General features: G+C 60.8%; 16 protein-coding genes. All 16 read right to left on the reverse strand.

Annotated elements, in window-relative coordinates; genetic code table 11:
* Nucleotides 1-127 precede the first annotated feature (127 nt).
* The 16 genes from BLT98_RS22920 to BLT98_RS22995 all read right to left on the reverse strand — a co-directional run bounded on the left by BLT98_RS22920 (nt 128) and on the right by BLT98_RS22995 (nt 21,416).
* Nucleotides 128-700 (reverse strand): hypothetical protein, encoded by a 573-nt coding sequence (locus BLT98_RS22920; RefSeq protein WP_092611773.1) that lies wholly within the window; start codon nt 698-700, stop codon nt 128-130.
* A gap of 168 nt (nt 701-868) precedes the next feature.
* Nucleotides 869-1,195: an energy transducer TonB gene (locus tag BLT98_RS22925; RefSeq protein WP_092611776.1), complete on the reverse strand. Its 327-nt coding sequence runs from the start codon at nt 1,193-1,195 to the stop codon at nt 869-871.
* A gap of 81 nt (nt 1,196-1,276) precedes the next feature.
* Nucleotides 1,277-3,031: a methyl-accepting chemotaxis protein gene (locus BLT98_RS22930; RefSeq protein WP_244517646.1), complete on the reverse strand. Its 1,755-nt coding sequence runs from the start codon at nt 3,029-3,031 to the stop codon at nt 1,277-1,279.
* A 518-nt stretch (nt 3,032-3,549) separates the two neighbouring features.
* Nucleotides 3,550-4,014, reverse strand: a complete 465-nt coding sequence (locus BLT98_RS22935) for a hypothetical protein (RefSeq protein ID WP_092611782.1) — start codon at nt 4,012-4,014, stop codon at nt 3,550-3,552.
* Nucleotides 4,014-5,009: a tRNA dihydrouridine(20/20a) synthase DusA gene (dusA, locus tag BLT98_RS22940; RefSeq protein ID WP_034782593.1), complete on the reverse strand. Its 996-nt coding sequence runs from the start codon at nt 5,007-5,009 to the stop codon at nt 4,014-4,016. Before dusA ends, BLT98_RS22935 begins: the two co-directional genes overlap by 1 nt.
* A gap of 119 nt (nt 5,010-5,128) precedes the next feature.
* Nucleotides 5,129-6,961: a translational GTPase TypA gene (gene typA / locus BLT98_RS22945; protein ID WP_034782534.1), complete on the reverse strand. Its 1,833-nt coding sequence runs from the start codon at nt 6,959-6,961 to the stop codon at nt 5,129-5,131.
* Between the two features lie 342 nt (nt 6,962-7,303).
* Nucleotides 7,304-8,239 (reverse strand): tRNA pseudouridine(55) synthase TruB, encoded by a 936-nt coding sequence (truB, locus tag BLT98_RS22950; RefSeq protein ID WP_052140133.1) that lies wholly within the window; start codon nt 8,237-8,239, stop codon nt 7,304-7,306.
* Between the two features lie 2 nt (nt 8,240-8,241).
* A complete protein-coding gene (rbfA, locus tag BLT98_RS22955) occupies nt 8,242-8,664 on the reverse strand; it encodes a 30S ribosome-binding factor RbfA (protein ID WP_034782531.1) in 423 nt (140 codons plus the stop codon).
* A 115-nt stretch (nt 8,665-8,779) separates the two neighbouring features.
* On the reverse strand, nt 8,780-11,638 hold the full coding sequence (gene infB, locus BLT98_RS22960) for a translation initiation factor IF-2 (protein WP_034760145.1): 2,859 nt from the start codon (nt 11,636-11,638) through the stop codon (nt 8,780-8,782).
* A gap of 46 nt (nt 11,639-11,684) precedes the next feature.
* Nucleotides 11,685-13,250 carry a transcription termination factor NusA gene (gene nusA, locus BLT98_RS22965; protein WP_034782529.1) on the reverse strand — a complete coding sequence of 522 codons (1,566 nt, stop codon included), beginning with the start codon at nt 13,248-13,250 and terminating at the stop codon, nt 11,685-11,687.
* Complete coding sequence (rimP, locus tag BLT98_RS22970; RefSeq protein WP_034782527.1) at nt 13,247-13,735, reverse strand: ribosome maturation factor RimP; 489 nt, start codon at nt 13,733-13,735, stop codon at nt 13,247-13,249. Before rimP ends, nusA begins: the two co-directional genes overlap by 4 nt.
* Before the next feature lie 344 nt (nt 13,736-14,079).
* Nucleotides 14,080-16,140, reverse strand: a complete 2,061-nt coding sequence (gene rluB / locus BLT98_RS22975) for a 23S rRNA pseudouridine(2605) synthase RluB (RefSeq protein WP_092611785.1) — start codon at nt 16,138-16,140, stop codon at nt 14,080-14,082.
* Nucleotides 16,133-16,927, reverse strand: coding sequence for an SMC-Scp complex subunit ScpB (gene scpB / locus BLT98_RS22980; RefSeq protein ID WP_034782524.1), 795 nt, complete (start codon nt 16,925-16,927; stop codon nt 16,133-16,135). The genes rluB and scpB overlap by 8 nt, the downstream gene beginning before the upstream one ends.
* A gap of 399 nt (nt 16,928-17,326) precedes the next feature.
* Entirely contained in the window at nt 17,327-18,346 is a 1,020-nt protein-coding gene (locus BLT98_RS22985; protein WP_034782520.1) for a glucokinase, read from the reverse strand.
* Nucleotides 18,347-18,734: 388 nt separating this feature from the next.
* Nucleotides 18,735-19,697, reverse strand: a complete 963-nt coding sequence (locus BLT98_RS22990) for a VTT domain-containing protein (protein WP_092611788.1) — start codon at nt 19,695-19,697, stop codon at nt 18,735-18,737.
* 27 nt (nt 19,698-19,724) lie between these two features.
* Nucleotides 19,725-21,416: an ABC transporter ATP-binding protein gene (locus tag BLT98_RS22995; protein ID WP_092611791.1), complete on the reverse strand. Its 1,692-nt coding sequence runs from the start codon at nt 21,414-21,416 to the stop codon at nt 19,725-19,727.
* Between the last annotated feature and the right edge of the window lie 6 nt (nt 21,417-21,422).

A 21,422-nucleotide genomic window follows, 5' to 3' on the forward strand; every position in this document is an offset into this window, starting at 1 on the left:
CCTTAATTAAGTACTATAAGAAATTACGTCGAGCTTTGCTGCGCTTTTACCGATTGTTACACGCCGACGCACGCCGCAACATGAAATGTGGCAAAGCCGCCACAAGCCACTCGTGCGGCATGTTTCCTCAAATAAACGGAATCGCGCACGTATCGATGGCCTTGCCGGCGGCATCGTAGCGCTGCACGCACACCTGGTAGCGCACGCCGTAATCGAGCTCGACCTGCTCGACCTTGCCATACTTCAATTTCCAGCTGGGCTGCACCTGTTGCCGGCCAGCCAGCGCGGCCACATCCTGCGGAATCGCCATCGCCGTTTGCGTCTCGCCCTGGCGCGCATCCTGGCGCCGCGCCACGTCGGTCGATACGCTCACGGCCAGGTCCACGCCGCCGTCCACATAGCTCAGCGTGGGCGCGCTGCGCTGCGCCCGCATCACGCCCCAGGCGCAAGGCTTGCCGCCGGCCTCGCATTGCTTCAATTGCGCCAGTGGGAAATATTCAGGGGCAATCTTGCCATCCTTGATGGGCCAGCTGGTGCGCACGCCGTCGCGCTTGCCCGTCAGGGGATTATCCCAGCTCAGGCTATTGACGACGGCCACGGTCTGCCCCGCCTGCAAGCCCACGGGCGTGCCCAGCGATGCGCAGGCGGAAAGCAGCAAGCCGCTGGCGGTCAGGGAAAAAAGTGTCAGGATGCGCTGCATGGTAGGCCTCTTGTAATGGGAGATCCCGAAGGTATGTTTCGAGGGTAACAGAATCGGCGGCGACAGTGCCGTTGGCTGGCGCACATAACAGTACGGGCGGCACCCTTGCAGGCGCCGCCCGTAGCGGATATGGCCATGCCGGGAGCCTCGCTCCCGGCAATACGTGGATCAGTCCAGCTTCCAGGCGTAGTCAACCTTGGTCCAGGTTTGCGCTGCGGCGCCATCCTTGGTGCCCGGCTTGAACTTGCACGCGGACAGGGCCTTGATGGCGGCCTTGTCCAGGTTCTTGAAGCCGCTGCTCTTGTCGACTTTCGAATCGGCAACAGTACCATCGGCATTGACCAGGAAAGACATCGACACGGTGCCCTGCTCTTCGTTCATCAGCGAGGCTTTCGGATAGTCGGCCTTGCAGTTCTTGGCATCGAACGACGCCGGCACCTCGGCAGCAAAGGCCGCGGAAGAAACGGACACCAGCAAGGCTGCTGCAACACTCATAAAACGCTTATTCTCAAACATGTGCTTCCCCATGATTATCAGATACGGTAATTACAATTTCCGGTGCGCTGTTGACCGCGCTTAAAACTCTTCCCACTCGTCATTGCTGCCGGCGCCTGCCGTCTTGCGTGGCGCCGCGGCGGCCACGGGAGCGGCCGCTTCCGCCTTGCGGGTCAGCGACTTCACCGGGCGCAATGCCGCTGCCGGCTTGCGCACGGCCACTGGTGCGGCGGCCACGGGAGCCGGCACATACGCTGCCGGCTTCTCTTCGCCTTCGACCAGTTTGAAGATGCTGACCACGTGGGCCAGTTCGGCCGCCTGGTCTTGCAAACTTTGCGCCGCGGCGGCTGCCTGCTCCACCAGGGCGGCATTTTGCTGCGTCATGCCATCCATCTCGATGATCGACAGGTTGACCTGTTCGATGCCGGCGCTTTGTTCCTGGCTGGCACTGGCGATCTCGCTCATGATGTCGGTCACGCGGCGCACGCTGTCGACCACTTCGCCCATCGTCACGCCAGCCTGGCCGACCAGGCGCGTGCCCCGTTCCGTTTTCTCGGCCGAATCGTCGATGAGGATCTTGATTTCTTTCGCCGCGCCAGCGGAGCGCTGGGCCAGGTTGCGCACTTCCGACGCCACCACGGCAAAGCCGCGGCCTTGCTCGCCGGCACGTGCCGCTTCCACGGCCGCGTTCAGCGCCAGGATGTTGGTCTGGAAGGCGATGCCATCGATCACGCCGATGATGTCGACAATCTTCTTCGCCGACTCATTGATCGAGCTCATGGTGTCAACCACTTGCGACACCACGGAGCCGCCCTTGATGGCGACATCCGAAGCGGTGGCGGCCAGCTTGTTGGCTTCCCGCGCATTGTCCGCATTCTGTTTCACGGTCGAGGTCAGCTCTTCCATCGCCGACGCGGTTTTTTCCAGCGCGCTGGCCTGCATTTCCGTACGCGACGACAGGTCGATATTGCCGTCGGCAATTTCACGCGAGGCCGTGCCGATGGTTTCCGTACCGACGCGCACCTGGCCGACGATGCCCACCAGGCTGTTGCGCATTTCCTTCATTTCCGCCAGCAGGCTGGAGGTATCGGAAGGCTGCGTGTGGATGCCGATCGACAGGTCGCCATTGGCGATGCTGCCGGCGATCGATGCCGTGTAGTCCGGTTCGCCGCCCAGCTGTTTCAGCAGGCCGCGGGTAATCACCAGTGCCGCTGCCACGCCCATCGCCACGGCCAGTACGCCGAGGATGATCATGAACAGGCGCGCGCTGTCGAAGGCCTTGCGGGCGTCCGATTGCATCTGCTCATTGAGCTTGTCTTCCAGCACGGCCAGCTGCTCCAGCGCTTCCATCCATTTTTTCTGTACCGGGCGGATTTCCTTGATCATCACGCGCGTGGCGCCTTCCGCATCGTTGGCCATCCACAGCGCGGATGCCTTGGCGATGGCCGGCATGGCGGCGGCTTCATATTCCTTGATCGAGGCCAACAGGGCTTTTTCTTCAGGAGTCGACTCGACGGCGAATTTCTCTTCGAGCTTCTTCTGCGTTTCCTGATAGGTGCTGGTCTGCGTCTTGATACGCGCCATTTCAGGTTCCATATCGCCCGCGTCGGTCATCAGGGTCAGGATGCGCAGCGAAGTGATGCGGTCGCTGACGTTGCCACGCATGTCGATCACGAGGCGGGTGACGACGTTGTTGACATTGATCACGTGATCGAGACGTTCCTGGATTTGCGCCATGCGCGCGATGCCGAGGACGGTCACGGCCACCAGCAGAACCAGTACCAGGGCGAAACCCAGGCCCAGGCGGGTACCAACCTTCATTTTTGCTAAATTCATTTCGGCTCTTCGTAAATGAAACTATTGATAAGAATTTTGCCCGGCACGACAAGACGAAGGCTGCGTAACACCGGTATCCGCCCTTACCCATTGGTATGCTGGCGGTCTCCGGCCGCACGCAGCCTGGGGTACTTCCTGGTCTACAACAGCCCTGAAAACGCCAGTGACTGCGAATGCAAATTTGTTCCACACACTGAATTTTTGACACCGTTGATGTGAGATCAACATCAAACATTCATATGAGAAATATTTGTCTATAATCAATTATAGGTGTAAATTTTGCCTCAAAGCAAGCAATAAGTACCTGAATAAATAGCTGATTAACTTTCTTCGGGGAAATGGCAACAATGCCGTTTCTTGCCCCTTAGAAATGCCCCACGACAGTGCGGGCGTGCGCCGAAACAGCGCATTTACAACACATGGCATAGCCATATGACATCGTTTTGGGAAAGGCACTCAGAGGAAGGGGTAGTGCGGACAATACCACTGCGCCGGGGCAGCGGTATAGACAACTTGGATCAGCGGTCCCAGCTGCAATACATCATATAGGCGTGGCCGTCCGTGCCGAAGACAAAGATGCTCCAGATGGCACCCAATCGACCAGCCACGATGCCCTGGCCCGATGATACCAATTGATACCAGTGCGGCTCGCTGCCCAGCAGCTCGGACAGTTCGCCCTCGAAACCGTCATATAAACGGGCGTCGAGCGGCTCGCGGTCGGCCTCGCTCATCGGGAGCAAGCGCTCGAGCAGCCACTGGCGCGGCGTGCACAAGGCACCGCTGCATACCATGCTTTCGATCGGCCGCAGGCGCATGCCGTCCGGCGGCAGCTTCAGCGTGCGGCACAGCGCGTCAAGCGACGCCTGCGGCGCGATGGGCCCCAGATACTCGCAAAGAAACAGACTGCCATCATCCTTCAGCGCGGTGACGGCTTGCAGGTAGCCATGCAACTGCTGTGCATGGGCGTGGCAGTCGCCGCGCATCAGGCAGGCAAGGACAAGCGCGCCGCCGCTTCCAGCAGCAAACGCGGGTCGCCCGAGGCCAGCTTCTTCGAATCCGACAAGGTCTGGCGGAAGCCGCGCGCGCCGGGCAGGTTCTGCATCAGGCCAAGCATGTGGCGCGTGACGCTGTTCAGTTTCAAGCGCCCCGCTTCTTTTTCCAGCTGCGCGCTGATGTAGGGAATCATCGCTTCGAGCACCTGCTCGCGCGTTTTGACGGGAGCGTCGTCGCCGTAGTAGCGCTGGTCGAACTGCGCCATCACATACGGGTTGTGGTACGCCTCGCGGCCCAGCATGACGCCGTCCAGGTGCTGCAGGTGCAGGTCGATCTCGTCGAGGGTCTTGATGCCGCCATTGATGATGAACTCGAACTGGGGAAAATCACGCTTCAAGCGGTAGGCATAGTCATATTTGAGTGGCGGCACTTCGCGGTTCTCCTTCGGGCTCAGGCCTTTCAGGATGGCGTTGCGCGCATGCACGATAAACGTCTTGCAGCCGGCGTCGGCCACGGTGCCGACGAAGTCGCGCACGAAGTCGTACGACTCGCTGTCATCGATGCCGATGCGGTGTTTCACCGTGACGTCGATATCGACCACATCGCGCATGGCTTTCACGCAGTCGGCAACCAGTTGCGGCTCGGCCATCAGGCAGGCGCCAAACGCGCCCTTTTGCACGCGCTCGGACGGGCAGCCGCAGTTCAGGTTGACCTCGTCGTAGCCCCACTGCTGGCCCAGCTTGGCGCTGGTGGCCAGGTCCTTCGGATCGCTGCCGCCCAGCTGCAGCGCCACCGGATGCTCTTCCTCGTTGAAGCGCAGATGGCGCTCCACGTCGCCGTATACCAGCGCGCCCGTCGTCACCATCTCGGTGTAGAGCCAGGTGTGGCGCGTGATTTCGCGGTGGAACTTGCGGCAATGGCGGTCGGTCCAGTCCATCATCGGGGCAACGGACAGGCGGCGGGAAGGCAAAGAAGAGGAAGTCATGGTGTCTACAAAAAAACAGGAGCTGCAAATGACAAACCCGCTGCGCGCCTCACCAGTGATGGTGACGCGGCGCAGCGGGCCGGGAGCGGCATGGCCCGCAGGCCATGCTCTACAACAGATTACGAATCACGCGACGCTTTTTTACGCTCGTGCTCTTTCAGGAAGCGCTTGCGCAGACGGATCGATTTAGGCGTGATTTCCACCAGTTCGTCGTCCTCGATGAATTCGACTGCGTATTCCAACGACATCTGAATTGGCGGTACCAGGCGCACCGCTTCGTCGGTACCCGACGAACGCACGTTGGTCAGCTGCTTGCCCTTGATCGGGTTGACGACCAGGTCGTTGTCGCGCGAGTGGATACCGATGACCATGCCTTCGTAGACTGGGTCATTGTGCGAAACGAACATGCGGCCGCGGTCTTGCAGTTTCCAGATAGCGTAGGCAACAGCAGCGCCGTCATCTTGCGAGATCAGCACGCCGTTACGACGGCCGGCCATTTCGCCACGGGTGTTGTCGACTGGCGCGTATTCATGGAATACGTGGCTCATCAGGCCGGTGCCGCGGGTCAGGGTCATGAATTCGCCCTGGAAGCCGATCAGGCCACGCGCCGGGATCAGGTACTCGAGACGCACGCGGCCCTTGCCATCCGATTCCATGTTTTGCAGGTCGCCACGACGACGGCCCAGTTCTTCCATGACGCCGCCCTGGTTGACTTCTTCCACGTCAACCGACAGGTTTTCAAACGGCTCGTGGCGCACGCCATCGACCATTTTGAAGACCACGCGTGGACGCGAAACGGCCAGCTCGAAGCCTTCGCGACGCATGTTTTCGATCAGAATCGTCAGGTGCAGCTCGCCGCGGCCCGATACTTCAAAGATCGTGTCGTCGTCGGTTGGTGCCACGCGCAGAGCAACGTTGGCTTTCAATTCTTTTTCCAGACGGTCACGCAGTTGACGCGAGGTAACAAACTTGCCTTCGCGGCCAGCCAGTGGCGAGTTGTTGACCATGAAGTTCATGGTCAGGGTCGGCTCGTCGACGGTCAGCATAGGCAGCGCTTCAGGAGTGTCCACTGCGCACAGGGTCGAACCGATGCCGATTTCGTCGATACCGTTGATCAGGCAGATGTCGCCGGCGACGGCTTCGTCCACCAGCACGCGCTCCAGGCCCTTGAAGTTCAGCACCTGGTTGATGCGGCCTTTGATTGGCGTGGCGCCTGGGCCATTGATGACCAGCACGTCCTGGCCGACCTTGACGGTACCGCGGTTGACGCGGCCAATGCCGATCTTGCCGACGTACGACGAGTAGTCCAGCGAGGTGATCTGCATTTGCAGCGGGCCTTCAGGATTGTCGTCGCGTACTGGAACGTGTTCCAGGATGGCGTCAAACATCGGCTTCATGTCGCCGCCGCGCACGTCTTCGGTCAGGCCGGCATAGCCGTTCAGGCCCGAAGCGTAAATGATAGGGAAGTCCAGTTGTTCGTCGGTAGCGCCCAGCTTGTCGAACAGTTCGAACGTCTGGTTGATGGCCCAGTCCGGACGTGCGCCTGGACGGTCGATCTTGTTGACGATAACGATAGGCTTCAGACCCAGTGCCAGCGCCTTGCGCGTGACGAAACGGGTTTGCGGCATCGGGCCTTCTTGTGCATCGATCAGCAGCAGAACCGAGTCCACCATCGACAGAACACGTTCCACTTCGCCGCCGAAGTCGGCGTGGCCTGGGGTGTCGACGATGTTGATGTGGGTGCCTTCGTACTCAACGGCGCAGTTCTTCGACAGAATCGTAATGCCGCGCTCCTTTTCCAGGTCGTTCGAGTCCATGACTCGGGTGTCGACCGCTTGGTTTTCACGGAAGGTGCCGGACTGGCGCAGCAGCTGATCCACCAGCGTGGTTTTGCCGTGGTCAACGTGGGCGATAATGGCGATATTACGAATTGCGCGTTTTGTATTTGACATGGTCGTAGTAGTTACTGAAAAACTGCGGAGTGCGTACAAGGTGTACGAGATACCCGAATGCTAATCTATTTCCGGAACCGCGTAGTATAGCATGTTGCGTTGCAACGCTATCTAAAAATGCTGGCGGCTCCCGCAGTCGGGGACGATTTGTTTAAAAATGCGACACCGGGTTAGCAGTGTCGCTGATCAATATGACTTGACCATGACTTACCTATGACTTAACGACACCTGACAAAACCGTAGCGAGCGGAAGTGAGTTGTGGCTAAGAAGCGCAGCTGTGCGCATGCACAGTGAGCATCGCAGGCCGCAAATCACGACGCGCAGTAGGTTTGGTCAGGTGTTCACTGATGCGCGGTGGCGATCAAACGCTCCGGGGCCAGGATGCTGTACTCCTGCAACTGGCCCGTGCCCAGCAACTTGCTGTCGTGATACACGCGCACACGGCCCGGTTCGGCCGGCACGGCGACGTCTTCCTTGCCCAGCGCGATGCGCTGGCCATGCAGGAAACGCTTGGCCAATTCTTCCGTCAGCTGGACGGCGGGGAAACTCGACAATAATGCATCGACGGGCGCCAGCAGGCTCAACGGTTCGGCATGCGCCGTCAACTCGTCGAGCGTGACGACGCCGTCCAGCGTCAGGCTGCCCACCTGCGTGCGGCGCAAGGCGTTCAAATGGCCGCCGCAACCGAGGGCATGGCCGATGTCTTCGCCCAGCACGCGGATATACGTGCCTTTGCTGCACATCACGGACAATTTCAGGAACGGGGCGTCATAGCCGAGGAACTCGAGCTTGTGGATGGTCACCGGGCGCGCTTCGCGCTCCAGGGTGATGCCTGCCCTTGCATACTCATATAGGGGCTTGCCGTCCCTTTTCAAGGCCGAGTACATGGGCGGCGTCTGCAGGATAGGCCCGCGGAACTGCGCCAGCACGGCTTCAATCTGCTCGTCGGTGACGTTGACGTCGCGCGTTTCCAGCACTTCGCCTTCCGTGTCGCCCGTATCCGTCGTCTGCCCCAGGTGCACCAGGGTTTCGTAGGTTTTATCAGCTTCCAGCAAGTCCTGCGAGAACTTGGTTGCTTCGCCAAAGCACAGCGGCAGCAAACCCGTGGCGAACGGATCCAGCGTGCCCGTATGGCCCGCTTTTTTCGCGTTCAAGACGCGCTTGGCCTTGATCAAGGCATCATTGCTGGACCAGCCGACAGGCTTATCCAACAGCAAGACACCATCGACCAGGTCGCGCACCCGCTTGATACCGGGCGGTTTCTTCGGACCCGCCACGCTTATTGCTCGTCCGCTTTGTCTGCAGGCTTTTCGTCCGGCTCGGCGTCGGCCGCGCGCGTGGCGTTGGCCTTGTCGATCAGCAAGGACATTTCCATGCCGCGCGAAGTCGAGCTGTCATGCACGAAATGCAGCATCGGCAGGGTGTGGATGTGCAGGCGCTTGCCCAGCAAGCCACGGATGAAGCCGGACGCGGCCATCAAGCCTTCGGTGGTGTTCTTGATGGCTTCCTTGCTGTCTTTCAACATCGTGAAAAACACCTTGGCGTGCGCGTAATCGGGGGTGATCTGCACTTCGGTAATGGTGATCATCGTGCCGACGCGTGGGTCCTTCAATTCGTAGGCGACGATTTCAGCCAGATCGCGCTGGATCTGGTCGGCCACGCGCAAGCCGCGCGCTGGCATGGTTTTGCTATGTTTAGCCATGATTATTATGCTGTCCTAAGTGCCGCAGGGCGCATGGGTCAAACGGTTGCCCGTTGACCAATGCGCCCCACGTGTTTGCGCGGACAACGATATGTCCGCGCCATTACTTCTGTGATTACAGGGTACGAGCGATTTCCTGGACTTCGAACACTTCCAGCGTGTCGCCAACCTGAATGTCGTTGTAGTTCTTCAGCGACAGGCCGCACTCCAGACCGGCGCGAACTTCTTTCGCATCGTCCTTGAAGCGTTTCAGGGAGTCGATCTCGCCGCTCCACACCACGATGTTGTTGCGCAACAGACGGACGGAAGAAGCACGCTTGACCACGCCATCGGTGACCAGGCAACCGGCAATCGCGCCCACTTTCGAGACCAGGATAACCTGGCGGATCTCGACCTGGCCGATGACGGTTTCGCGTTTCTCTGGTGCCAACATGCCCGACAACGCCGATTTGATCTCGTCGATCGCATCGTAAATGATGTTGTAGTAGCGAATGTCCACGCCATTCGACTCGGCCAGCTTGCGTGCCTGGGCATCAGCACGGGCGTTAAAGCCGATGATGACCGCTTTCGAGGCGACTGCCAGGTTGACGTCCGATTCCGTGATGCCGCCGACGGCTGCGTGAACGACTTGTACGCGCACTTCGGAGGTCGACAGTTTCTGCAGCGAACCAACCAGCGCTTCTTGCGAACCTTGTACGTCGGTTTTGATGATCAGCGGCAAGTTTTTCACTTCGCCTTCGGCCATCTGGTCGAACATGTTTTCCAGTTTCGCAGCTTGCTGCTTGGCCAGTTTCACGTCGCGGAACTTACCTTGACGGAACAGACCGATTTCACGCGCCTTGCGCTCGTCAGCCATGACGACGACTTCTTCACCGGCAACCGGCACTTCCGTCAACCCCTGGATTTCGACCGGAATCGAAGGACCCGCTTCAGCGATGGACTTGCCGTTCTCGTCCAGCATGGCGCGAACACGGCCATACGAAGAGCCCGCCAGAATCACGTCGCCGCGCTTCAGGGTACCGGACTGCACCAGGATCGTCGCGACAGGACCACGGCCCTTGTCCAGACGTGCCTCGACTACCAGGCCGCGTGCAGGCGCATCGACCGGTGCCGTCAGTTCCAGCACTTCGGCTTGCAACAGCACTTGTTCCAGCAGGTCGTCGATACCTTGACCCGTTTTGGCCGAGACCGGCACGAATGGCGACTCGCCACCGTATTCTTCCGGCACGACTTGTTCTGCGACCAGTTCCTGCGTCACGCGGTCCACGTTGCCACCTGGTTTGTCGACCTTGTTGATCGCCACGACCAGCGGTACGCCGGCTGCTTTCGCATGGGCAATCGCTTCTTTCGTTTGCGGCATCACGCCATCGTCGGCTGCGACTACCAGTATCACGATGTCGGTTGCCTTGGCGCCACGGGCACGCATGGCGGTAAACGCTTCGTGGCCCGGGGTGTCGAGGAAGGTGATCATGCCACGTGGCGTATCGACGTGGTAAGCGCCGATATGCTGCGTAATCCCGCCCGCTTCGCCGGAAGCAACCTTGGCGCGGCGAATATAGTCCAGCAGCGAGGTCTTGCCATGGTCGACGTGACCCATGACGGTGACCACCGGTGCGCGTGGCTTGGTTTCGAAGTGCGCGTGTTCGCCCACGTCGGCCAGCAGCGCTTCCGGATCGTCCAGTTCGGCGGCGAACGCCTTGTGGCCCATTTCTTCCACCAGAATCATGGCGGTTTCCTGGTCCAGCACCTGGTTGATCGTGCACATCTGGCCCAATTTCATCAAATGCTTGATGACTTCGGATGCCTTGACGGACATTTTGTGCGCCAATTCGGCCACGGTGATCGTTTCCGGTACGTGCACGTCTTTGACGACGGCTTCCGTAGGAGCCTGGAAGTTCGATTCACGGTCGTCATGGTGCGTCGGGCGACGGCCCTTCGCGCCACCGCGCCAGCTGTCACGGCCGCCTGGGCCGCTATTGCCGCGTGGCTTGGGACCACCGGTGGTGCCGCGTTTTTTCGCGTCATCGGACCAGGTGGACGACACATTGGCCGACTTGATGGATTTCTTGTCTGCAACAGCAGGCTTCTTGTCGCCCGGCTTGTCGCCCGGTTTCTTGTCAGCAGGCTTGTGCAGGGTGCCTTCCGGCGCCTTCGGCTTGACCGGAACCGGTACGGGTTCAGGTGCCTTGATGGCGCGGCGTGGCGCGTTCATCATGGCCTTGATCTGGGCAACTTCGTCGGCAACGGCCTTGCGTGCACGCTCGGTGGCTTCCGCTTTGTCAGCGGCTTCCTTGGCGGCAACAGCAGCGGCAGCCGCTTTCTTCTTCGCTTCTTCAGCGGCAGCAGCTTTTTTCGCTTCGGCGGCGGCGTCGTCAACGACAGGCGCAGCAGCGCTGGCGGCAGGCGCGGCGGCAGCCTTGGCAGCGGCTTTCTTCGCTTCCGCTTCCGCTTCTTTCTTCGCAGCCAGTTCAGCCTGTTGCGTGGCTTTCGCCTGGGCTTCTTTTTCCGCGTCGAGCTTGGCCAGACGTTCTTGCTTTTCGCGCAGATCGGCTTCCTGGCGGGCGATCAGTTCAGCCTGTTTACGGGCTTCTTCTTCACGGCGCGCCACGTCGGCTGGATCGATCACCGGTGCGGCAGGCGCGACCGGTTCTGCTGCGACCGGCGCAGCTTCGTCACGCTGGACGAAAGTACGTTTCTTGCGCACTTCCACCTGGATGGTGCGCGATTTGCCGGTTGCGTCAGCTTGTTTGATTTCAGTCGTTTCCTTGCGGGTCACGGTGATTTTTTTCTTTTCTGTGTCAGCCGCTGCGCCGTGTGTGCGGCGCAGATGATCCAAAAGCTTGTCCTTATCATCTTTCGACAATGGATCTGACGTCGAACTTTTCTCGACGCCGGCAGAACGCAGCTGCGTCAGCAGCAAATCTGCAGGCATCTTCAGTTCGGTGGCAAATTGGGCTACGTTGTTACTCGCCATTCAGTCCTCTTTTCTATGTGTCGCGGAGATGATAAAGATACTCAAATTAAGCCTTTGCGGATTCGGCCAGACTCCATGCCTTGGCTTGCAACGCCTTGGCACGATCGTCGTATTTCGAGTCAACCAACTTCATCTCATCGTCGGTCACATCTTTAAATTCACTTGTAATCAGTTCACGCGCACGGTCCGCAGACAAGGCCAGGATTGCGCCAAATTCGTCGTATGCCAGTGCTGCAAATGCTTCAACGGTCTTGATACCAGCCAGACCCAGCTTGCCGGCGGTAATGCGGTCCATGCCTTCCAGACCCACCAACGCCTCGTCCATGCCTTCCAGACCCTCTTCCGAAGCAATCGCTTCGGTCACGAGCGCATCACGCGCACGGGTACGGAGTTCATTGACGGTATCTTCGTCAAACGATTCGATTTCCAGCATTTCGGAAATTGGCACGTAAGCGATTTCTTCCAGACTGGCGAAACCTTCTTCCACCAGAATATCGGCCACTTCCTGGTCGACATCGAGCTTTTCCATGAACAGGATGCGCACGGCAGCCGTTTCCTGGGCAGCTTTGTCAGCCGATTCTTCGGCCGTCATGATGTTGATCTTCCAGCCGGTCAGGTCCGAGGCCAGGCGCACGTTCTGGCCGGAGCGGCCGATCGCGATTGCCAGGTTTTCTTCGTCCACGACGACATCCATCGCGTGTTTTTCTTCATCGACCATGATCGACGACACGTTCGCCGGTGCCAGGGCGCCGATGACGAACTGCGCCGGATCTTCCGACCACAGCACGATGTCGACGCGTTCGCCACCGAGTTCGCCAGTCACGGCCTGCACGCGCGAACCGCGCATGCCGACGCAAGTACCGATCGGATCGATGCGCTTGTCGGCCGTGTAGACGGCGATCTTGGCGCGCACGCCGGCATCGCGGGCTGCGGATTTAATTTCCAGCATGCCTTGCTCGATTTCCGGCACTTCCAGTTCGAACAGCTTCATGATGAATTCCGGCGCGGTGCGCGACAGAATCACTTGCGGGCCGCGCATGTTGCGGTCGATGCGCAAGATGAAAGCACGCACACGGTCGCCGATACGCAGATTCTCTTTCGGGATCATCTGGTCGCGTGGCAGACGCGCTTCGATCTTGCCCGATTCGACGATGGCGTCGCCGCGTTCCATGCGCTTGATGGTGCCGGTGACGAGCGAATCGCCGCGTTCCAGGAAGTCGACCAGGATCTGTTCGCGTTCGGCGTCACGTACGCGCTGCAGGACGACCTGTTTGGTATCCTGGGCGAAACGGCGGCCGAATTCAACGGATTCGATCGGTTCTTCGATATGGTCATCGACTTCGATATCGGAAATCTGTTCTTTTGCCTCGAAATGCAGGATCTCCTGATCCGGCAATTGCAGGCCCGCTTCATCGGGCACCACGTGCCAGCGGCGGAACGATTCGAATTCGCCCGTTTCGCGGTCGATCGAAACGCGGATGTCTACCTCACCCTCATACCGTTTCTTCGTGGCTTGCGCCAACGCGAATTCGAGGGCGCCGAAGACGACATCTTTATCGACGTTTTTTTCGCGCGCCAGCGCGTCAACCAATAATAAAACTTCGCGGCTCATGCTTTGCGTCCCTTAAAAACCACCTGCGGCACCAAGCGTGCCTTATCCACATCCGCGAGCGTAAACTCCAACATCGCCGGACCATCCTTACCTTCAAATTCCAACGACAATTTATCGCCCACGGGTTCTTGCAAGATCCCCTGGAACGATTTCCGGTTGTTCGTACCCGGCATCGCCACCATCAGCTTGACGATGATTTCCTGGCCTGCGAAACGGACAAAGTCTTCCAGCTTGCGCACCGGACGATCCAGACCCGGGGAAGAAATTTCGAGACGCTCGTAAGGAACGTTCTCTACCGTCAACACATGCGATAACTGGTGACTCACCGTGGCACAGTCTTCGACCGTGATCGGACCTTTTTCAGCGGCATCGGCGGCGCTGAAATCAATAAAGACGCGCAGCAGTCCGCGCTCGGCACGTTCGACATCAACGAGCTCATAGCCCAGACCAATCACTGTCTTTTCAATTAATCCCAACTGCTGCAAGAAATTCTCCAGAAATAAGGCCCGTTTTCAGCATGAGAGCGCCGCATTGAGCGCCGACAACATGCAAAAACACGCATTCAAGTCATATATGGCCCCTTGCGGAGCCATTACAAACGGTTCAACAAAAAAAAAATGGGCATCTGCCCATCTTCTTGTATTTTCCCAACCAGATGAAAGCACTCCCCACCAAACAACCCTGCGGAGAACTTTTATTAGGCTGCAGATTATAACCTCTTATTAACTTCGCCGCAATGCCGCACGCAAGGAGCGGCCCGGCTTACAACAGTTACAAGAGCGCGCACCCGCGGCAGATCAGCGGGCGCGCAAGAAGAAACTCTTCCCGATTAACCTTTGCTGCGGCGGCGCGGCATGCCATCCATGCCGCCACGCGGCTGGCCACCGGAACGCGCTTGCCCACCGGCACCACCGCCCGTATTGCGGCGCGGACCCGTGTTGGCGAAGCCGAATGCCGTCTGCAGCGGATCGGGCTGGCGCGGACCGCGCTGCGGCGCGCGGCCTTCGCCACCACCGGCCGGACGACCCTGGCCTGCCGCACGCGGCGGACGACCCTGGCCTTGCGGCGAACCTTCGAACGATGCCGACGAGCGGGGTTGGCCGCCCTGGAACGGACCTTGCGGCTGGCCGCGGCCAGGACCACGCGCTTCGCCTGGACGGCCTGCGCCGCCCGGACGACCCTGGCCTTGCGGACGGGCAAACTGGCCTTGCGGCTGGCCACGGCGCGGCGCGACCGGGAAAGGATCGGCGTTGCGGTTGCTCACATCGATGCGGTTGCCATTCGGCTCGTCATCACGGCTGGCCTTGCGCGCTTCGCGGCCCTTGGCGGCGCCAGCGGCACGAGGGTCGCCCGATGCCGGCATTTTCTTTTCGATGCCGTAGGCGGTCAGCAGGTCGCGCACGGTGTTTTCATCCATCTCTTCCCAACGGCCGCGTTTCAGGCCGCTCGGCAGGGTCATGGCGCCGTAGCGGGTACGGATCAGGCGCGAAACGGTCAGACCGATGGCTTCGAACATGCGGCGCACTTCGCGGTTACGGCCTTCGCCGATCACCACGCGGTACCACTTGTTGATGCCTTCGCCGCCGCCATCGGCGATCTTCGAGAACTGCGCCAGGCCGTCTTCCAGCTCGACGCCGGCCAGCAGTTTCTGGCGCATGCCCTCTTCCAGCTCACCCAGGGTACGCACGGCGTACTCGCGGTCGATGCCGTAGCGCGGGTGCATCAGGCGGTTGGCCAGATCACCGGAGGTGGTAAACAGCAGCAAGCCTTCCGTGTTGAAGTCGAGGCGGCCAACGGCCAGCCACTTGCCCGCTTTCATGGTCGGCAGGCGGTCGAACACGGATGGACGGCCGTCCGGGTCGTTGTGGCTGACGATTTCGCCGGCCGGCTTGTGGTAGACCAATACGCGTGGCGGCTTCTTGCTGACGCGGCGCTGGATCAACTTGCCGTTGATGCGCACGTGGTCGCTCGGCAGGATGCGCTGGCCGATGTGGGCCGGCTCGCCATTCACGGACACGCGGCCCGAAATGATCAGGTCTTCCATGTCGCGGCGCGAACCGAGACCGGCTTCGGCCAGCACCTTGTGCAGCTTCGGCGCGTCGTCGTCGGACGTCAGGTCGCGGCGCACGGCCGCTTTCTGCACGCGGCCCGTGCCGCCCTCTTCGCTGTCGAAAGCGTCGGAGGTGACAAACGAGAACACGGCGTCAGCGTCGCTGAGCTTGCCTGGCGCAGCCTGGCGGCCCTTGCCCTTCTTGCGGCTCTTGCCGGCATTCTTGCCAGCGCCCGGCACATCGTTGCGCGGACCGCGCGGCAGGCGCGGGCCGGACACGAGATTGCCTTCGGCATCGAACACGTCGGCGACAGGCGCGGCAGCTTGCTCCGCGGCAGGCGCTGCGGCAACGGCATCGGCTGCCTGCGGCGCTTCCGCGCGCGGCGGCTGGCGCAGCGCGCGTTCCGCCTGCACGCCACGCATCTGGCGCGGACCGCGGGTCGGGCGTGCTTCGGCCGGCTTGTCGGCGACGGCTTCCGGCGCCGTTTCAGCGACGGCGGCAGCAGCCTTGGCGGCGGCGCGGGCGCGCGGTGGACGCGGCGCAGGTGCGGCGACGGCTTCGGCAGCCGCTTCGGCGGCGTCGGCCACGGCCTTCAGGGCCGGCTTGGCGCGGGTTTTCTTGACGACAGGCGCAGCTTCTTCTACCGCAGCAGCGGCAACGGGCGCGTCGGCAGCCACGTCGGCTTTCGTGCGGCGCTTCGGCTTGGCAGCGGCGGTATCGCCGGCAACTGCGGCAGCAGCCGTATCGGCTTCGATCTGGGCCTTGGTGCGGCGCTTGGGCTTGGCAACGATGGCTTCGTCGCTGGCGGTTACTGTCTCGGGTGTGTTCGGATTATTCATTCTTCGTTTCTTGGCTGTGCTGACCTGGCGCAGCGTCAACCGTTAGTTCTGGCGCAGGGTCGTGAGTGTAGGCTTCGTCCGTGGGCGAAGCATCGGGGCCGGCATCAAGGCTTGCTGTCACATCTACATCTGTCACAGCCGTATTGCTACCTGCACCAAGCTGGGGGACAAGCTCATTGCTTGCCTTGTCAAAATTTTCTTGCAGGGCCGCTTCCAGGGCTTCGAGCCCATTGCCCTGCATTTCACTGATTTGCTGCAAAGGCGGCAGCTGGGACAGCGAATGCAAACCCAGGTCATCCAAAAACTGCTTGGTGGTGGCCAGCAAGGCCGGCCGTCCCACCACGTCGCGGTAGCCGATGGCATCGACCCAGCCACGGTCTTCCAGCATCTTGATCGTCTGCGAATTGACGGCAACGCCGCGAATCTCTTCGATATCGCCGCGCGTCACCGGCTGGCGGTAGGCGATGATGGCCAGGGTTTCCAGGGTCGCCCGCGAATACTTGGGCGGCCGCTCGGGCGTCATGCGATCGAGATACATCTTCATTTCCGGGCGACTTTGGAAGCGCCAGCCCGAAGCGAGACTGACGATCTCGATGCCGCGCCCTTCCCACTCCTGCCGCAACTCTTCCAGCAATTGCTTGATCGTGTCGGCGCCGACGCCGACACCACGCACGCGACCATTCTCGTCCGCATCGACGAACAGCTTCTTCAAGCTGTGGATCGTCAGCGATTCACGAGCGCACAGCAACGCGGTTTCGAGGACTTTTTTAGCCTCAATTGTATTCATAGCAATTCTGTGCGGATGTGTGTTGCAATTCGTATGCAGAGAAAGAAATCAAAAACGTTCATTTCAACGTAACAGATGGCAGACATCATGATGACGCCGTGCTGGGTTACTAGTTGAGGCTGTTTTTCCGACGCCTTGGCCGATGCGCGCAAAGCGGGACTAAAGCGGATGCAGTGAAAGTCCTGCCATCCATGGTGCTGGCCTTAAATAACCAGCAATGAAACGAACTCCGGAGCAGCTGCTTTTCCCGTGGCGGCGAACCAGCCAGACGGGAGAGGGACAGTCGTCGTTTCATCCAACGATGCCAATTGTACCTGATAAAAAGCGGAAAAGCGCAAAACCGGGTAAAACACGCGTTTTACCCGGCCCTGGCGCGACACATCGCCCGCACCCTGCATATCACAGGGAGGCGAGTTTCTCCGAGAGAATGGCCGATGCACCCAGGAAAGCTGGGTATTGCGCCGTGATGACGAAGGTCGGCACTTGCGACACATAATTGGCGAAACGGCCCTTGCGCTCGAAGCGGGCGCGGAAACCGGAGCGATCGAAACGCGCGCCCAGGCGTGGCACGATGCCGCCGCCGATATAGATGCCGCCCAGCGCGCCCAGGGTGACGGCGACGTTGCCCGCCACCGTGCCCAGCATGCAGCAGAATGCTTCGATGACGTCGTCGCACAGCTGGGACTCGCCAGCCAGCGCGCGGCGCGTGATTTCCGCCGCCGGCAAGTCTTCCGCCGGCACGCCGGCGCGGTCGGCCAGGGCGCGGTAGATCAGTTCCAGGCCATCGCCGGAAATCAGGCGCTCGGCCGAAACGTGCTCGTATTCGCGCCAGGCAAATTGCAGAATGCTCACTTCCACTTCATTGAACGGCGCGAAGCTGACGTGGCCGCCCTCGCTTTGCAGGGCGATCCAGCCGCCGTGCGACGGGATCAGGCCAGACACGCCCAGGCCCGTGCCGGCGCCGATCAGGCCGATGGCCGTGTTCGGACGGGCCGTGCCGGCGCCCACCTGGTGCTTTTGCTCGTTCGACAGCTGGGGCAAGGCGCGCGCCAGGGCCGTGAAATCGTTGACCACGTCCAGGGTCGTGAAACCGCACTCGTCGCGCATGGCGCGGATCGAGAACGACCAGTGATGGTTCGTCATGCTGAGGAAATCGCCGTCGACCGGATTGGCGATGGCAATCACGGCATGGCGCACGGCTTGCCCGCCGGCGGCGGCGATGTGCGGCAGGGCCAGGTAGGCTTGCAGGGCGGCGGACAGGCTCGGGTAATCGGCACAGGGCAACACTTCCACCAGGGTGATGTGGCCGGCGGCCACTTCCAGGGCGAAACGGGCATTGGTGCCGCCCACGTCGGCCAGCAGGCGCGGTCCATCGGCGAAGGCGGAAGTCGGCAGTACGGGAGAAGACGAAGCGCTCATGATTTTAAATGATGAAGTGGGACGCATGGGACGCCAAGCTTAAAGGATGAATGCGCCCGGAGGCAAGCAAAGTTTGTAGTTTAAGTACATCAAAACAAGCCTTTATTGGTAGTTCCACTCCAAATGCAACAGGCAGCACAAAAATTGCTTAGAAACAATGATTTATAGTAAGTGCTTGCACTCGCCAGGCACGCGAAAAGCATGCTGCACAGCAGCAGGAGTCGCCTTGAAAACAGAGTATGCCGGAGTTTGCGCAAAGGCGCTTTGTACGCGGCGGCGGCGGTGCGGCGCTCCCGTCCTGGCGGCGCCGCAAAGGTGTTTTCGTATTATTACTACCGGTTTTATTGCGGGTCTTACCGCCAGCCTGGCGTGCCGGCGGCAGCCCGGATCAGGACGGCAAGCCTTCGCCCAGCAGGCTGGCGGGCGCCGGCTGGTCCGAGCGGTAGGCGGCATTCCACGCATCGAGGCCGCCATGCAGGGGCTTGGCCCGGTGAAAGCCGTGCTGGTGCAGCAGCTTGGCCACCTGCGCGGCCGTCACGTCGTTGGGACAGCTGCAATACACGATGATGTGGCGGTCCTTGTCCATGGCGATCATGGCTGGCACGGGTTCCTTGCCATTGAAGAACAAGGCGCCCGGCACGGCCGGTTCCAGCGCCTGCGCCGTGGCGCTGCGCGCGTCGACCATCAGCGGCTCCGCGCCCTGCTCTATGAGTTCGAGCAATTCATCGATGCCGATGCGTTCGATCTGCAAGGCCTGGCGGAAACGCCGGCGTTCGAGGAATTTGTACAGCAGGAACAAGCCCAGCAAGGTGGCCAGCATCAGCAAGGCCGTGCTGCCCATGGTGCTGAGCAAGTCGAGCACCTGCTGCACGCTGGCATGGAAAATCACGCCGACGACGATGCCCGTGCCGGTCCACAGCAGGGCGCCCAGGCCCGCGTACAGGAAGAACAGGCCCGGCGGCGTGCCCAGCGCGCCCGACATGGGCGCGGCCACGGTATTGAAACCCGGCACGAATTTGGAGACGATCAGGGCTTTCGGGCCCCAGCGCTTGAATTTGTCTTCTGTCTGGCTGACGCAGTAATCGGGCGACAGCGAGATGCGGCACAGCAGCCGCAGGATGCGCTTGCCGAAATGGCGGCCCGCGCGGAACCACGTGAAGTCGCTGATCAGGCAGGCACCCAGCGCGGCGGCCAGCACCAGCCCCCCATTCATGTCGCCATCGACTGCCAGCGCGCCCGCCACCACGAGGATGGGAAAGGCGGGAATCGGCAGGCCGAGCTGCTCCACCAGCACGATGCCAAAGACAATCAGGACACCGTAATGTTCGAGCAGATAAATGAGGTTGGGCATGGCCGCTATCTTACCGTAAAAAGCCCCTTACAACTGCACGCCCTTCGGTATGGCGCTGAGCAAAGTGCGCGTGTACGGATGCACGGGATTGCGGTACAGCTCGTCCGAATCGGCCAGTTCCACCACTTGCCCCTTGTGCATCACCATCACCTGGTCGGCGATGTATTTGACCACCGACAAATCGTGCGAGATGAAGATGTACGACAGGCCGAATTCATCCTGCAAGTCCTGCAGCAGATTGAGCACCTGCGCCTGCACCGACACGTCCAGCGCCGACACGGATTCGTCGCAGACGAGGATTTCCGGCTGCATGGTCAGGCAGCGGGCGATGGCGATGCGCTGGCGTTGGCCGCCGGAAAACTCGTGCGGATAGCGGTGGAAGGCCTGCTCCGGCAAGCCGACCTTATCGAGCAGCCAGTAGGCCTTGGCGATGCGCTCCTGGTCGGTCGCGCCGATCTTGTGGATGCGCATCGGTTCCAGCAGGATCTGCCCCACCGTGAAGCGCGGGTTCAGCGACGCGTACGGATTCTGGAAGATGATCTGGATGCGGCGCTTGTACGGCAGGTATTCCCTGTTCGGCATGGCGATCAGGTCCTTGCCGTGGAACATGGCCGTGCCGCCCGTTGCCTGGTGCAGGCGAAGCAGGGTCAAGCCCACCGTCGTCTTGCCGGAGCCGGACTCGCCCACCACGCCCAGCGTCTTGCCGCGCGGCAAAGTGAACGACACATCCTTGACGGCCTGGAATTCGCGCTTGCCGAACAGTCCCTCGCGCGTGTAAAAACTTTTACTCAAGTTATTCACCACCAGCACGGGTTCGTCACCGGGCGTGTAGCCGCGCGTGCGCTGTTTCACCTCGATGCCGGGGCCCGCCTTGCCGTCCATATAGTCGGCGATGACGGGCAGGCGCCATGGGCGCTCGTCCAGCGATGGGCGGCAATGCAGCAGGGCCTTGGTATAACTGTCTTGCGGCGCTTCAAACACTTGCCGCACCTCCCCCGTCTCGCGCACTTCGCCGTGGCGCATGACGATCACCTGGTCGGCGATCTCGCCCACCAGGCCCAGGTCGTGGGTAATGAACAGCACGGACATCTGATGCTTCTTTTGCAGCGCCGCGATCAAGTCCATGATCTGCTTCTGGATCGTCACGTCGAGCGCCGTTGTTGGCTCGTCCGCGATCAAGAGCTTCGGTTCGCAGGCGATCGCCATGGCGATCATCACGCGCTGCTGCTGCCCGCCCGACATCTGGCTCGGGTAGGCGTCGATCTTGGTGGCCGGGTCGGGTATGCCCACTTCCTCGAGCAGCGCCAGCGTGCGCGCACGCGCCTGCTTGCGGTTCATGCCCATATGCTGGCGCAACACTTCGGCGATCTGGAACCCGACCGTAAACACGGGGTTCAGGGACGACATCGGCTCCTGAAAGATCATCGAGATATCCTTGCCGCACATGGTGCGCCGCTCGGCGATCGACAGTTTGAGCAGATCGCGCCCGCCAAAATGGATGCTCGAGGCGGGATCGATGATGGTGTTATCCGGCGGCAACAAGCCCATCACAGCCAGCGAACTGACGGACTTGCCGCTACCCGATTCTCCCACCAGCGCGACGGTGCTGTTGCGCGGCACGTTGAACGAGATGCCCTTGACGGCTTCGAACGTGGTCTTCTTGTCCAGGCGGAAGGTGACGCGCAGGTCGCGCACTTCCAACAGGTTATTCTGGTCCATGAGCAA

Origin of the sequence: Janthinobacterium sp. YR213, from assembly GCF_900099875.1 — a bacterium.
Lineage (GTDB): Bacteria > Pseudomonadota > Gammaproteobacteria > Burkholderiales > Burkholderiaceae_D > Janthinobacterium > Janthinobacterium lividum.

Coding starts and splice junctions, on each gene's coding strand:
- typA (WP_034782534.1), bottom strand. CDS start 6,961: ATGTCAAATACAAAACGCGCAATTCGTAATATCGCCATTATCGCCCAC.
- BLT98_RS22990 (WP_092611788.1), bottom strand. CDS start 19,697: ATGCCCAACCTCATTTATCTGCTCGAACATTACGGTGTCCTGATTGTC.
- infB (WP_034760145.1), bottom strand. CDS start 11,638: ATGGCGAGTAACAACGTAGCCCAATTTGCCACCGAACTGAAGATGCCT.
- BLT98_RS22995 (WP_092611791.1), bottom strand. CDS start 21,416: ATGGACCAGAATAACCTGTTGGAAGTGCGCGACCTGCGCGTCACCTTC.
- BLT98_RS22985 (WP_034782520.1), bottom strand. CDS start 18,346: ATGAGCGCTTCGTCTTCTCCCGTACTGCCGACTTCCGCCTTCGCCGAT.
- rluB (WP_092611785.1), bottom strand. CDS start 16,140: ATGAATAATCCGAACACACCCGAGACAGTAACCGCCAGCGACGAAGCC.
- BLT98_RS22920 (WP_092611773.1), bottom strand. CDS start 700: ATGCAGCGCATCCTGACACTTTTTTCCCTGACCGCCAGCGGCTTGCTG.
- rbfA (WP_034782531.1), bottom strand. CDS start 8,664: ATGGCTAAACATAGCAAAACCATGCCAGCGCGCGGCTTGCGCGTGGCC.
- scpB (WP_034782524.1), bottom strand. CDS start 16,927: ATGAATACAATTGAGGCTAAAAAAGTCCTCGAAACCGCGTTGCTGTGC.
- BLT98_RS22935 (WP_092611782.1), bottom strand. CDS start 4,014: ATGCGCGGCGACTGCCACGCCCATGCACAGCAGTTGCATGGCTACCTG.
- nusA (WP_034782529.1), bottom strand. CDS start 13,250: ATGAGCCGCGAAGTTTTATTATTGGTTGACGCGCTGGCGCGCGAAAAA.
- dusA (WP_034782593.1), bottom strand. CDS start 5,009: ATGACTTCCTCTTCTTTGCCTTCCCGCCGCCTGTCCGTTGCCCCGATG.
- BLT98_RS22930 (WP_244517646.1), bottom strand. CDS start 3,031: ATGAATTTAGCAAAAATGAAGGTTGGTACCCGCCTGGGCCTGGGTTTC.
- BLT98_RS22925 (WP_092611776.1), bottom strand. CDS start 1,195: ATGAGTGTTGCAGCAGCCTTGCTGGTGTCCGTTTCTTCCGCGGCCTTT.